Genomic DNA, 13,685 nt, shown 5'->3' on the forward strand with positions numbered 1-13,685 from the left:
TTTCGGAGGTCTCCAAGGTGGTATCATCTCCCCTCTCCTATCAAATGTTGTCTTAAATGAATTAGACTGGTGGATTAGTAATCAATGGGAGACCTTCAAACCTAGCAATTTCAAGACAAACATTAACTTTAGACATTATGCACGTAAATATACAAATTTAAAGGATGGCTTCATTGTCAGATACGCAGATGATTTTAAGATTATGTGCAGAACATATCAAGGTGCGCAAAGATACTACCATGCCACCATTGATTTTCTTAACAATAGGTTAGGATTAGATATTAACCGAAAGAAATCTAAAGTGGTAAATCTTAAAAAGAACTCGTCTACCTTTCTTGGCTTTAAAGTCAAATTAGTTCAACAGAACAAATCTAGGTATGGTTTTGTCGCCAAAAGTAGTATGGCTGATAAAGCGAGGCAGAAAACTACTCAGATTTTAAAGCAAAGAATTAAGGAAATTCAAAGATATCCTACAGCTGATAATGTTTTGAAATTTAATATTACCCTTATTGGTATTCAAAATTACTACAAATACGCTACTAAAATTTATTTAGATTTAACAAGAATTAACTACACTCTGCTTAAATCTATGAAATCCAGACTGAGAAATAATGGAGAAATTATTCAATTTAATCAAACACCTATGAAATTTAAAGTGAGAGCAAAAGGAATTCAATTAGACACTAAAGTGTATTCCATATGTAAAACTCCTTTACTTCCAGTAACAGGAAAACATCATAAAAACCCATGGAACTTCTCCCAAGATATATGTAATTACACTAGAACTGGACGTACTAAGGTTCATAAGAACCTTAAAGCTATACCGAAAGATGTCCTAATCCAAGTAATGTCTAGATACTCGAGGAACAAGAGTATTGAATATAATGATAACCGGATATCGAAATATATAACTCAATACGGGAAATGTTATATAACGGGAGAAACGATTGGGATTGACAGAGTACACTGCCATCATAAGATTCCTGTTAAAAACGGGGGCACTGATAAATTTAACAACTTAGTTATAGTGGACAAATACATTCACCATCTCATCCACATGACAAATCAAAAGAGAATCAGAGCTTCGCTCTTTCTATTTAAATTAAACGCAAAGAAATTAGATAAATTGAATTACCTCCGAATTGAAGCTGGTAATGAACCGATAACTCTATAAGTTAACTTGTAACTATTAGCTGGAGATGATGGGACGCCGTATGACGGGAAACTGTCACGTACGGTGTTAGGTGGGGGAAAAGGTGGAGATAATATCAAATCCTTACCTATCACGCACAGTTAGAACTTCGTAAATATATTGCTAGATATCTATATCAATCTAGAGGAGTTGAATGTTCGGAAAACCAAATTATTATTGGGGCCGGTACACAATATCTATTAAGCATGCTGTGTAAAATAGTGGGTAGAGAATTAGTTTATGGTATAGAAGAACCAGGTTATAATCGCGTAAGATTTATATTTAAGGAGTATGGACAAGTAGTCAAACCTATCCCTCTTGATCAAAATGGAATAAATGTTACTCACTTAAAAGATAGTAAAGTGAAAGTCGTTTATGTGACTCCTTCTCATCAATTTCCCTTGGGGATGGTGATGCCCATATCTCGACGCCTAGAATTAATAGAATGGGCAAAGGAAACAGGAGGATATATTATTGAAGACGATTATGATAGTGAATTTCGATATGAAGGAAAGCCTATTCCCTCTCTTCAAAGTCTTGATTCAAATGAAAAAGTAATCTATATGGGAACTTTTGCGAAGTCTCTCATTCCATCACTACGCTTGAGCTATATGGTACTTCCTAGTAAGTTATTAATTGAATATAACAAACACTTTATTGGTTATGTGCAAACCGTTTCCAGATTACATCAACATACGCTAAAGCTCTTTATAGAAACTGGTCAATGGTCCAGACATCTGAACAAAGTAAGAAATATTTATAAGAAAAAGCACAATGCTTTGCTTACTGCTATCAGAGCTCATATGGATGGTAAGGTAAAAGTAATGGGTTCGGGAGCTGGATTACATGTGCTTTTAGAACCTAAAAATAATATGACAGAGAGAGAACTTATTGATAAGGCTAGAAAGCAGGGAGTTTTAGTGTATCCTGTATCTACATTTTATGATCAGCCACCTCATCAAGAGTGCCCTCAAATCCTTCTTGGGTTTGCTGGTTTAGATGAGAATGGGATTAATGAAGGAGTGCAATTACTTTCTAAATCTTGGTTCTGACTTTTTCCCCTACTTGCAAATCTAAATTATAAAAGGATGCAAAACCGTCCGTAGAAATATATCTAAATGAAACCTATTTAAACATTAATAACATAAAACCTCCTTACAAAAACAGAAGCCTACCTGAGAAATCTCAAATAGGCTTTTGTTTTATATACAATAGATAAAAATAGTGTCTATCTTAGTTAAGGGATTTACTTTGCCCTTTTTGGACAGCTGCTTTTTTAGGCATTAGGCAAGCAAAAATTAAGGCGACAAAAGATAACACTAACATAAACATATAGGCATCACTTGAACCATAAATAGAAGATAACTTAGCGAGCTGCATAGCTGCCATATTCTCATTCTCAGTAGATAACTCCGTAGCGCGTGATGTATGAATTGTATACACTGTAACGACTACCGCCGTTCCAATAGCTCCTGCTAATTGTCGTACGGTATTATTGACTGCTGAACCGTGTGAACCTAACTCTCTTGGTAAAGCATTTAATCCTGCTGTATTTAAAGGCATGGAGATAAAGCTTAGTCCAATTCGTAAAATAATGGTACGGACCATTAAGTACATATAAGTCGTGGATTCAGTTAAATCAATTACCCCCCACATGGAAATCATAATAAATATTAACCCAGTAATAAAAATGGGTCTCGACCCATATTTATCATACATTTTTCCTGTGACTGGCGATAAAAAGGCATTAATGACAGCTCCAGGTAATAATAGTAATCCATCTTCAAATGCGGTAAAACCTCTTCCATCTTGTAAGTAAATAGGTAAAAGAATAAGATCCGCATACATAATCATTGTAATAAGTATGTTGAGGATAGATGTAAGGGTAAATACTTTATACTTAAATACAGATAAATTCAATAATGGATCATTAGATTTGATTTGTCGTAAACAGAAAAGAATAGTAACAATTACACCAACAACAATGGTCGTGATAACTACAGGATGATCCCATCCTTTACTTCCAGCACTACTAAATCCGAATAAAATACAGCCAAAACCAATTGTAGATAACAAAACACTCACAACATCTAATTTTGCTTTTGCCGTTTCGGAAACGTTCATTAAATATTTAAATGCTAGAACAATAACGATTAATACAAAGGGAACTAATCCAATAAATAGCCATCTCCAGGAAACATACTCAACAACAAAGCCCGATAAAGTAGGAGCGATAGCTGGTGCAAAGATTATCGCAAAGCCAATGGTCCCCATAATACTTCCGCGCTTTTCACTAGGGTATAAATATAAAATCACGGTCATCATTAGTGGTGTAATGATGCCTGCTCCAATCGCTTGAATCATTCTTCCTGTCAACAGAACCCCAAAATTCATAGTAACAAAATATATATTCCTTGACCATGAACAGTTTACCTGAAAGTGTTCACTACTCGACATAGAAAACAAGGTGTGTCGATAAAGTCTGGGTAAAATCTACAAAGGAGTTTAACAATGACTATCTCTAAAAAAAAGATCCTCGTACTACTCGTACGAGAGAAATGTTTAAAAGCGCCGTCTTTTCTCTCTTAGGTAAAGATCCAATTCTCTCAAACTTAACAGTTAGAAAAGTTGCATCTGAAGCAGGGTTAAATCGAACAACGTTTTATTTACACTATCAAGATATTCAAGATTTATTGACACAAATCACAGATGAAATTCTTCATGAGCTTTCTGATAAAACCTGTGATTTAATCCATGCAAAAGATTTGTCTAAAAAGCAAAAGCTAACCCAATTGCTTGATTATTTATATATCCATCCAACTTATTTGCTTACTCTATTTAAAATAGATCAATTTGAGGAGCAGTTATTTTTACTGTTAAAACAATTAATAGAAACCAGAAGAAAAAATACGGAGGAGAATCTACCTGATGATTATGTTGCAGTTGATATTAAAACGGCCTCTCTGGTAGGTATCATCATGTGGTGGATAAAAAACGGCCTTCATTTTAGTTCGAATTATATTACCAAACAAATTTATTTAATGTATAAATCATAAACATTAGATAGGGAAATACGCTCTTATTTAAAATTAGAATGTAGGCTCGTCTTTAGAAAAAACAATGATTGACAGACATATATGAATAAAACTGGGTATTCTGCTAACCTATTTAGGATGATTGAGAAATGTATCTAACGTTTTACCCAGATAGATAAATAATTAATAATAAAGCAGCCTAGTAATGTCTAAGCTGCTTTATTTCTTCTTATAAGATTTTACATTAGAACCGTTCTAGATCCTATCCCTCTTCCAGAATCATTACAGAAGAAACAACATCACTCACTTTTTTTCATTCTGAAATAACTCTGCTACAAGATAGGCGACTTTCTTTCCTAGTCTTCCTACTCTAGCTTCAACTTCTACTGTTCCTACGGATACTGGTCGGTGGTATGAGGTATGTAAATCAATCGACGCAAACGTTTGATTATCTTTAAGTTTTGATGTAATCGCGTACGCTATCATAACATCAGCTGCTGAAGCGATAAATCCTCCCATCGCTACCCCATTACCATCAATAAATTATTATGGAGTGACGAGGAATTGACAGAGAAAATGATTGAACCAAACTATATGATGACTCCTCTTATGAGTAATATTATCCCCCTAAACTCTAGGGGATAATATTATTGGGATATCTTTTTTGTTTGTAAAGATAATCTGTGTTATGTTAACTAAAAATAAGAAAAATATAAGTTCCCAAAATTCTTAAGAGTACTAAAAGCAGGCACACTGGTGAAAGTAAATGATTAGTTAAAATATATAGGATTAAATCATTTTTTACTTAAATAAAAATTACTCGTATGCCCCTCTTAATCAATAGTACGATACAGTTACATCCCGTTTATACTGATTATTCCCCTTGTCTTTTCCTATTCTAGTAACCACGCTTTCTATCAACGAATCCGTCTAAGGGTTGTCCATTTATATACCGTTTAATATTCTTCAAAAAAAAGTTACTTACATCCTGTACAGTACTTGGTCCCGATAAATGTGAAGTGATATACACATTAGGCATAGACCAGAATTCATGATTTTTTGGTAACGGTTCTACCTCAAATACATCCAAAACAGCTGCCTGGAGATGCCCGGATTGCAAGACAGATATTAAACTATCTTCATCGATTAAGGAGCCACGTCCAACGTTAATAACACAAGAATTTGGTTTCAAGGCTAGAAGAAGTTCGTAGTTCACAATATGATACGTGTCGTCTGTTAAAGGAAGTGTTAACACTAAATAATCGAGATCTTTTACAAAATCGTACCATTGATTTGGATTAAAATGAAGGTCTACTAATGAAGCTTGTTTTCCACTAAAGCTTAATCCATTTACATTCATATCAAACGCCCGGGCTTTACGAACAATTTCAGTCCCAATTGATCCAAGCCCGGCTATTCCAATAGTTTTCCCCTTTAGAGAATCAGAAATAAATGGATCCCATCGATTTTCTAGTTGTGCTTTTCTCATACGTGGACCATTTTTAACTATATCTAAGAGAAATTTAAATACATATTCAGATATATAAGTACCAAACTGGTCAACAATTCTGGTTATTTTAATATTCTGAGGTATTGATTTATCTGCAATAAGGTCATTAATCCCAGCTCCCATTGATTGGAACCAACGGACAGATGAGCCCATTTGTTTATTCAATAATTGGGTAGGAAATTTCCATCCTAAAATAACTTCAGTACCTGATAAACATCTTTCTGCTTGCTCTAAACTTGTTGCTGCTTTGACAGATGTAAACCCTTGATTACAAATATATTCAGTATAAGCTTTTACCTCTGATTCATTAGGACTAAATATAAGAATATTAGGTTGAATTGTATTCATTAGATTCCTCCTCTTTTGAACTCTTCTTAAGACAGTTTTAATGCAAATATTAAAAACATCTAACTGACTTTCATTATAGTTGAATAAAAATAAATAACAAAATTTTCACAGGTATATACAAGTAGGCACATAAAATATTTAGACTAAAGTATAAATATAGGAAAAGCAAAAGAAAAAGCACAAACTCATTGGTAATCAACAGGTTTGGGCTTTTTCACTTTCTCGAACATGTTGTAATTTCGAGTTATGAAAGTACAATATTTTAAATCAAAAAATGGATTATTTTAATAAATATATAATAATTATCCTTATAATTACTGAAAGAAAAAGGCAGCATCTAATTGGATGCTGCCTTTTTCTTTCATACACTTCTAATAGATTAAAGTTATTTGCCCTTGTGAGGCCCTTTCACTACGTATATCGGTTCATACCAAAGTGCCTTGTGAATAATACGAATATCTACTTTCAATTTGAGGTAATACACTTCCTGAAGTGGCTGTCAAGTCTTTCAAAACTAACCAGTCCCTTCATAAGATAAGTATTTAACCTTTCACAGCAATCACTTTTATAGTTTTAATGGTTTTACGCTTTTTTCACTTCTCATAAAAACTATTATATTAACTAATAATCAATATGATATACAATGTAAAAGAAGAAAATTTACGCAAGGAGTATTTATGATGATTAAAGCAATCTTTATATTTTTATTAGCTGGAATAGCAGAGATCGGTGGAGGCTACCTTATTTGGAAATGGTTACGAGAAGGAGCATCTGGTTGGTTAGGGTTATTCGGTGGAATAGCTCTTGTTCTCTATGGGATTATTGCTACATGGCAAGCCTTCCCTGATTTTGGTCGGGTTTATGCAGCCTATGGAGGCGTCTTTATTATTATGAGTTTATTTTGGGGCTGGTTAGTAGATAAGAAAATTCCAGATACATATGATTGGGTCGGTGGGCTTGTATGCTTAATTGGTGTTTTTATTATATTATGGCCAAGAAACTAAGTGATGAAAAGAAGAGAGTGAAAATCTTTACTCTCTTCCTCTGTAGTTCCTAAAATTTGTGCTATGTTAGCTAAGAAAATATGACCTATAAAATAGAACAAAACTTCTTTATTACTTTTTATCATTCAATTATTTATTATCATTACTTTATATATAAGCCAAGTAATATTCATACTATTAATCTTATACAGATGGAGACGGTTTAATGCTATTGACTTTTTCTTTGTTATAACAATAAATATCACAGCGATCTTTTGACATAAGAACCTCCTAATAATCAAATGCACATTTGATTGCAGTGTATAATTTTTCCGACTAATAATCAAACACTAATTTGATTATTTGACTATTATCCTTTAGTTTATGTAGACGTTATATAACAATTCCGTAAAAGTATATATATAAAGCATAAACCCATTGTTATTGAACGGTTTTGCGCTCTTTTTACTACCTCGAACATGCATTACGTAAACTAGGAATGAATAACATATACATCCTAAAAACAGAAAAAACCATCTTACTGTATGAGAAGGTTTTTTCTGTTTTAGACTGTATAAGATGATTCTCTAATGGCATCTTGTTTAGTTTGTTCGAAATATAAAAGTTATTCCTTTTAACCAAGAAGAATCTTTTCTTCTGCATAACGAATTTTTGATTGTCTATTTGCACGAATAGCAAGCACAAAACCAATGGTAAGAGGCCCTACTCTTCCAATAAACATCATAATCGTAATGAGAATGCGTCCTGCGGGGCTTAAGTCGCCTGTGAAATTAGCACTTAGTCCAACCGTTCCGGAAGCAGAAATGGTTTCAAATAAGAGTGTGGACATATCTACTCCTTTTTCTGTGATAGTTAGTAAAAAGAAAATGACAAAGACAAAAATCATTGCAGAAGTAGCAATAGAAAAAGCTCTATAAATAAGGGATTTTGGTATTCGGCGTTGGAAAATGTTAATATCCTCTTTGTTTGTTAGCACTGACCACAAAGCCAACAATATTAAGACAAAGGTCGTAATCTTAATTCCACCACCTGTTGAACCTGGAGCTGCTCCCACAAACATAAGGCCCATCATATAGACTTTTGAACTTAACGTTAGCTCTCCTATATCTAACGTATTAAAACCAGCTGTACGAGGAACAACTCCTTGAAAATAAGCTGCCCACCATTTATCTTCCATGCTTAATTTACCTAACGTGTCAGCATTATGATATTCCAAAGCAAAAATAACAAGTGTACTCACAATATTTAAAATAATGGTCGAAACTAATACAATTTTAGTATGAAGAGAAAATTTCCTTATATTTCGTTTTTCTAAAATATCTGCGATTACAAAAAAACCTGTTCCACCTATTATGAAAAGTGACGTAATAACGATATTGACGGTTGGATCTCCTACCCATTTACTTAGATTATCAGGTTCTAAGCCAAATCCTGCGTTGTTAAATGCAGATATAGAATGGAATATCCCATAATAAATAGCCTTTCCCCAACTCATCTCTTGTGCCCAACGAATAGCTAGAACAAGGGCTCCAATAGCTTCTACAGCTAAGGTAATGAACACAACACGTCGGACTAATGCAATAACGCCTTGTAGAGAAAATGCATTTAAAGATTCTTTAAGGATTAACCTTTGTTGTAATCCTATTTTCTTACCTAATATAATAAACATAAGGATACCAATGGTCATGAATCCCCAACCACCGACTTGAATGAGTACAAGTAGAATGATTTGGCCGAATAAAGTAAAGGTAGTTCCTGTATCGACAACAGCTAATCCTGTTACACACACGGCAGAAGTGGCTTCAAAAAGAGCATCGATAAAGCTCAGATGATGCCTATCACTTGTAGCAGCAGGTATCATTAATAATCCTGTTCCTAGCAATATTAAGCCTAAAAATCCCGAAAATAAAATAGATGCAGGTTCCAATTTCTTTATTTTATGTCTTTTACGTGACTTATAAAGTAACATATTAAATTCCTTTCAACGTGTCTTGAGTAAAGGTTTAACTGAAAGATTCCATCATGGTAAAGGGAAGCTTGAACAATATTGCTCCTCATATAATGAAAAACGCAAGCATTAATACAAAGAACTGAGAAGAATTTTAATGGATGCTATATTCATCTTACACACCTTCTTTTTCAAAGCGTGTGATGTCTTTATTATTTCCCATCACAATTAAAACATCATCTTTATAAATGATTTTCTCTGCAGCAGGAGCAACCACAAACCTTCCATGACGTTGAATCCCCACAATGTTACATCCATATTCGGCTCGTATGTTAAGTTCTTCCAAGCTATAATGATCCACCTTGTTTGTTGCCACAATCTCTACAATGCTGTATTCTTTGGATAACTCAATAAAATCAATCATTTTATCGGAAGTAATATGGTGAGCAATCCTTTTGGCTACATCTCGTTCGGGATGGATAACTCGATCTACTCCAATTTTTTCAAGCACTTTTGAGTGATATTCGTTTTGCGCTTTTGCCCACACTTTACGAACTCCCGTTTCTTTTAAGAGTAATGAAGTTAATATACTGGTTTGCATGTCATTTCCGAAAGAAACGAAAGCATGGTCGACATTGCCAACGCCCAAGTTACGTAAAACCGTTTCGTCGATTGAACTGACACAAACGGCGTGCGTGGCATAATTCACATATTCACTAACTCTTGCCTCGTCTGTATCTACAGCTAATACTTCGATACCCATATCATAAAACTCTTTAACGAGAGTTGAACCAAAACGTCCTAAACCAAATACGGCAAATAATTTCTTCATTATAATCCTTCCTTACCCCGTTTCCATTAGGGTTTGTTGTTTAGTATTAAAAAACACAGAAATATACATTTAACGACAAAAAGACCACAGAGGAGTCCCCCGTGGTCGTATTATTCTTTGATCACAAGTTTCACACCCTCTCCCTAACGCTTACGAAGTTAGCTGTCGGATTCGGGTCAAGAAGTAACCCTACCTTTACTTACATAAAGGATTCACCCCAAGTAACAGAAAAAACTGTTACAAAATTGGTTTCCCCGCTCCATACGGATTCAGCGATTAAGATGATTTATGAATTTACCAAAGATATATTACTCCTGTTTTTTTGTGTTGTAAAGACTAAATTAACGTCTATTTCTATTATTTTATCCTTACATCAGAACCTTTTTTAGTAGAAGGGCAGATAATCCCTGCTTTCTTTTGATCATCGTCTCTATCAATGGTAGAAAACGTACAAATGAAGACAGCGAGCAAAGCCCTCTAATAAAGTAATAGAATTAAAGCAGCATGATTTAGAAAAGTCTTTAAAAGAAACATATGTTAGAATTATTAATAAAATGTTCGAGGAAAAGAATCTTATTTGAATTAGAAAAAATTTTTTTATGTTCTAATAAGCAACATTATATAAACTATAAAAGCTTGGTTATAGACAAAGGTTTAATCGTAAATAGAAAGACTCCATTTTGAGAAAAACGAATCAAAATGAAGTCTTTTTTTGTGAGTATATAAGCTGTATTTATAACTTAAATGTAAAGGTCTATAAATGTTTTAACCAATCAGTCCATTGTTTTGGAAGACTGTCAGGATTTCCTCCTACAGATCCTGTTATAGTTGCTTTTTCTGCAAGTTCTAATACTTTTTCTTTCGTGACAACAGCAGCTCTTTTCCGTGCAGCTTGTCTCCTTTGCTTCCATGAGCCCAGCCGTAAGAAAGGATGGCATCCTCCCATTTTTTCATCAATGAAGGCGTGCTGTACCAGTAGGAAGGAAATTGCAAAACGATGCGGTCGTGCTTCTCTAATAGTCTCTGCTCGACTGCGACATCGATCTTTTCATCGAGATAAGCCTCATAAAAACGGTGAACGGTAACCGTTGGCTTGCTTCTCCATTTCTTTCGTCAAGCGTCGATTAACACGAGAAGCCGTTAAGTCGGGGTGAAAAACAAGAACCAATTGTCTTGAATTAGTATTGTATAAAGTAAATCCTTATTATAAAGGCTTTACTCTTTTTAATATGAACTATAGTAAATGGCCCTTTAAACAGTCCATAAAAGGATAAGTAAGAGAAACAAAAAAGGACAACTCCATTAATTAGTAACGAAGTTGTCCTTTTTCACTTCCTTGCACATGTTTTATGTTAACTAGTTTTTTCTGTTCGATTAGTTCGTTTTCTTAAAAAGATGGAGTGCTTATTAGGCTTTTCGAATAAACCTTAAATGCCACGGTAAAAAAACTCTATACACAAATAAAAAAACAGGTATGTCATATCCTACTTTCCAAAAATTTTCTTTCATAAATCCTACTTGTACCATTAGCCAATGTGCTAATAAGGATAAGGCTGTAAAAATAAGAACGAACCTCCACTTTTTTTCTTTGTGGTAATAGTTTAAAAATATTACAGCAAATAAAGCTGGAATAACTCCGTACGATATAATATCTCCAATCCCTTCATGTTGAGGTGTCCCTAAATCAAAGAAATCTAGATTGGGGCCAAAAGTAAGATCGGTTTATAGTGGCTAGCCAGCCGACAACTCCAAAAGTAATATAAATCTCTCTCCACGTTAATTTCTTTGGCATGAATAATACAAAAATCAACAGACTTATACTAAGCCCAATAGGATACCATATTCCCTGGGCAAAAACGTCGAAGTTATCAAGTGTTTTTTTTGTAGTTCATACAAATCCTCCAAAAAATCATATCTGTTGTTCAATATCTAACTTTATTGTTGTTAACAAAAGCAGCCTATTATATACACAGTACTCCTTACCTGCCTTTTATTATAGAAATTTTATCTCTATCCAAATAAGCCTAGGAAAAGAAAAAGCAAACCATAAAGTAACATAATCAATGTTCTAGGTAGTAAGATAACACACCATGAGTTGTTAAAAATCTCTTAAAAAATATAAATCAAGAATCCCTCTAAAAACTTATACAGATTTCTTAGTATAAAGTAGCCTTAAAGGCTCGAAAGCAGGATCAAGCCTACTTTCTTCATATAAAATCGCGGTTACTTTTGTATTCTCTAAATTAAAAACAAAATCAAAGAATATATTAGCTTAATTCTGCTCATTTTAATCATATAAATTCAAAATTAAGAGGTTATGAAATGATACTACAGTCTTCTATTTTTACAGATTTCTACAAAAAATCTTTAGATTTAAATAAACAAATTTTACATGCATGGACTGAACATTCCTTATTCGCTTGGCGCTGGTGGATAGGAATTTTACTGATTGTGATTCCACTCATCCTTTGGATTAAATATCGAAATCGAGAAAGTGCTGATCGCTTACAATATGCGGGTCTATTTGTGGCTTTAGCTTCTTCGAATTTGGATTATATCGGAACATTTTTTGGCTTATGGAAATATGATTATGAGATATTCCCCGTTCTATCTCATTACATCCCTTTTAGTTTTTTTGTCCTACCTATTACGGTTATGTTTTTCATACAAATAAGGCCAAAGACAACTCCTTTTTTAAAAGCACTAGTATACGCCATATTTTCAATCATCGCTCTTCCCATTGTAAAATGGATTGGAATATATGATCCTGTAAAATGGAGTTATTTTTACTCCTTCATCATCCAGTTTTTTATTTATTTAATAGCTCATTATATAAGTGTGAAAGATAAATTTAAAAAACTTTATTTTGGATAGGACGGTTTACTTTTGACTACTATTTAAGAGCGTCTTATATACTAATAAATACTGAGTGGTCTTTGTTATGAGTATGACTATTATTTGAAGAAGGCTAAAGGCTATTTATTTTTAGATGAATAATATTCAATCTCCTGAGCAAACTACAAAAGATGTTGTGAAGAATCACGCTGCCATGTCTGATACGCTTATAAAGAAAAACGACCTTTCTCCTTTTGGACTGCACCCCAATTGTTAGACACCACTAACAATTGGAGGTTTGGACTTGTCAATATTTACTGGACATTAAGTTAGGTTACTATGATGAATAAGCTTTTTCGTATTCAATAGGGGAAAGATAAGGCAGAGAAGAATGCATTCTTTTGGTATTATAATAGAGCTCTATATATTTAAATACTTCTTTTCGAGCTTGTTCGGGTGTCGTGAATTTGGTCCCATGAATGAGCTCTCTTTTTATGGTCTTATAAAAGGATTCCATTAACGCATTATCATAAGGATTTCCTTTTCTACTGACACTTGAAACAGCCCCATACTTTTTCAGTATGGCTTGAAAATGACTACCTGTATATTGAGACCCCTGGTCTGTATGGATAATTAATCCTGTTGGAGGATGCTCTTTCTTATATCCTTGTAAAAAAGCGTCTATCACAAGAGAATCTTTCATCCGTGTACTCATAGACCAGCCACTCCCTTTTCTCGAATACATATCTACAAATACTGCGAGGTATAAGGTACCCTTTTGAGTAGGAATATAGGTAATGTCACCGACCCATATTTTATTTCGTCCGTCTGTGTGAAAAACTTGATTTAAGAGGTTGGGTCTTTCTATAGAAGGTGATTTCTTATTATAACGCTTATAGCGATACCGACTTCCTTTCGCATACACGTTCATTTGACGCATTAGTTTGCCTACTCTTTTTTGATTTACCTTGATTCCCTTCT

11 protein-coding genes, 2 pseudogenes and 1 riboswitch are annotated in these 13,685 nt (G+C 33.8%); of the genes and pseudogenes, 5 read left to right on the plus strand and 8 right to left on the minus strand.

Translation table 11 applies throughout. The annotated features are described in order from the left end of the window. Together MOC86_RS27180 and MOC86_RS27185 are read left to right on the plus strand one after the other, a co-directional pair. A partial coding sequence (locus MOC86_RS27180) for a reverse transcriptase domain-containing protein (RefSeq protein ID WP_268586998.1) occupies positions 1-1,174 on the plus strand: 1,174 nt, incomplete at its 5' end. Between the two features lie 98 nt (positions 1,175-1,272). Next, entirely contained in the window at positions 1,273-2,244 is a 972-nt protein-coding gene (locus MOC86_RS27185) for a PLP-dependent aminotransferase family protein (protein ID WP_419146701.1), read from the plus strand. A 181-nt stretch (positions 2,245-2,425) separates the two neighbouring features. Here the strand turns inward: MOC86_RS27185 and MOC86_RS27190 are convergent. After that, positions 2,426-3,586, minus strand: a pseudogene (locus MOC86_RS27190) (DHA2 family efflux MFS transporter permease subunit); the annotation flags it as partial. Between the two features lie 164 nt (positions 3,587-3,750). Here MOC86_RS27190 and MOC86_RS27195 point away from each other — a divergent pair. Beyond that, entirely contained in the window at positions 3,751-4,248 is a 498-nt protein-coding gene (locus MOC86_RS27195; RefSeq protein ID WP_268586999.1) for a TetR/AcrR family transcriptional regulator, read from the plus strand. Between the two features lie 282 nt (positions 4,249-4,530). On the opposite strand, the gene MOC86_RS27200 is transcribed toward MOC86_RS27195, so the two are convergent. Then, entirely contained in the window at positions 4,531-4,746 is a 216-nt protein-coding gene (locus tag MOC86_RS27200) for a PaaI family thioesterase (RefSeq protein ID WP_268587000.1), read from the minus strand. A 379-nt stretch (positions 4,747-5,125) separates the two neighbouring features. Then, a complete protein-coding gene (locus tag MOC86_RS27205; RefSeq protein WP_268587001.1) occupies positions 5,126-6,085 on the minus strand; it encodes a D-2-hydroxyacid dehydrogenase in 960 nt (319 codons plus the stop codon). Between the two features lie 680 nt (positions 6,086-6,765). On the opposite strand from MOC86_RS27205, the gene MOC86_RS27210 reads away from it, so the two are divergent. Further along, positions 6,766-7,089 carry a YnfA family protein gene (locus tag MOC86_RS27210; RefSeq protein WP_268587002.1) on the plus strand — a complete coding sequence of 108 codons (324 nt, stop codon included), beginning with the start codon at positions 6,766-6,768 and terminating at the stop codon, positions 7,087-7,089. A gap of 613 nt (positions 7,090-7,702) precedes the next feature. Here the strand turns inward: MOC86_RS27210 and MOC86_RS27215 are convergent. The 4 genes and pseudogenes from MOC86_RS27215 to MOC86_RS27230 form a co-directional block, all read right to left on the minus strand. Then, positions 7,703-9,058, minus strand: a complete 1,356-nt coding sequence (locus MOC86_RS27215; protein ID WP_268587003.1) for a TrkH family potassium uptake protein — start codon at positions 9,056-9,058, stop codon at positions 7,703-7,705. A gap of 154 nt (positions 9,059-9,212) precedes the next feature. Next, a complete protein-coding gene (locus tag MOC86_RS27220; RefSeq protein ID WP_268587004.1) occupies positions 9,213-9,869 on the minus strand; it encodes a potassium channel family protein in 657 nt (218 codons plus the stop codon). 132 nt (positions 9,870-10,001) lie between these two features. Further along, a riboswitch (cyclic di-AMP (ydaO/yuaA leader) is annotated at positions 10,002-10,154 on the minus strand. Between the two features lie 469 nt (positions 10,155-10,623). After that, positions 10,624-10,815 carry a hypothetical protein gene (locus MOC86_RS27225; protein WP_268587008.1) on the minus strand — a complete coding sequence of 64 codons (192 nt, stop codon included), beginning with the start codon at positions 10,813-10,815 and terminating at the stop codon, positions 10,624-10,626. Then, a pseudogene (locus tag MOC86_RS27230) lies at positions 10,734-11,037 on the minus strand (NAD(P)H-dependent oxidoreductase); the annotation flags it as partial. The gene MOC86_RS27225 and the pseudogene MOC86_RS27230, both read right to left, overlap by 82 nt. 1,154 nt (positions 11,038-12,191) lie before the next feature. On the opposite strand from MOC86_RS27230, the gene MOC86_RS27235 reads away from it, so the two are divergent. Further along, the gene (locus MOC86_RS27235) at positions 12,192-12,743 is read left to right on the plus strand and encodes a CBO0543 family protein (protein ID WP_268587005.1); all 552 of its coding nucleotides are present in this window, start codon (positions 12,192-12,194) and stop codon (positions 12,741-12,743) included. A gap of 298 nt (positions 12,744-13,041) precedes the next feature. Here MOC86_RS27235 and MOC86_RS27240 read toward each other — a convergent pair. Further along, positions 13,042-13,685: IS3 family transposase (locus tag MOC86_RS27240; RefSeq protein ID WP_268587006.1), on the minus strand; the 644-nt coding region annotated here is incomplete at its 5' end.

The organism is Priestia endophytica (genome assembly GCF_026790145.1).
Taxonomy (GTDB): Bacteria; Bacillota; Bacilli; order Bacillales; family Bacillaceae_H; genus Bacillus_I; species Bacillus_I endophytica_A.

Bases quoted from the DNA above. Each gene is read 5' to 3' on its own strand.
- MOC86_RS27200 (WP_268587000.1), bottom strand. From the start codon at position 4,746: ATGGGAGGATTTATCGCTTCAGCAGCTGATGTTATGATAGCGTACGCG.
- MOC86_RS27210 (WP_268587002.1), top strand. From the start codon at position 6,766: ATGATTAAAGCAATCTTTATATTTTTATTAGCTGGAATAGCAGAGATC.
- MOC86_RS27195 (WP_268586999.1), top strand. From the start codon at position 3,751: ATGTTTAAAAGCGCCGTCTTTTCTCTCTTAGGTAAAGATCCAATTCTC.
- MOC86_RS27235 (WP_268587005.1), top strand. From the start codon at position 12,192: ATGATACTACAGTCTTCTATTTTTACAGATTTCTACAAAAAATCTTTA.
- MOC86_RS27205 (WP_268587001.1), bottom strand. From the start codon at position 6,085: ATGAATACAATTCAACCTAATATTCTTATATTTAGTCCTAATGAATCA.
- MOC86_RS27220 (WP_268587004.1), bottom strand. From the start codon at position 9,869: ATGAAGAAATTATTTGCCGTATTTGGTTTAGGACGTTTTGGTTCAACT.
- MOC86_RS27215 (WP_268587003.1), bottom strand. From the start codon at position 9,058: ATGTTACTTTATAAGTCACGTAAAAGACATAAAATAAAGAAATTGGAA.
- MOC86_RS27225 (WP_268587008.1), bottom strand. From the start codon at position 10,815: ATGGGAGGATGCCATCCTTTCTTACGGCTGGGCTCATGGAAGCAAAGG.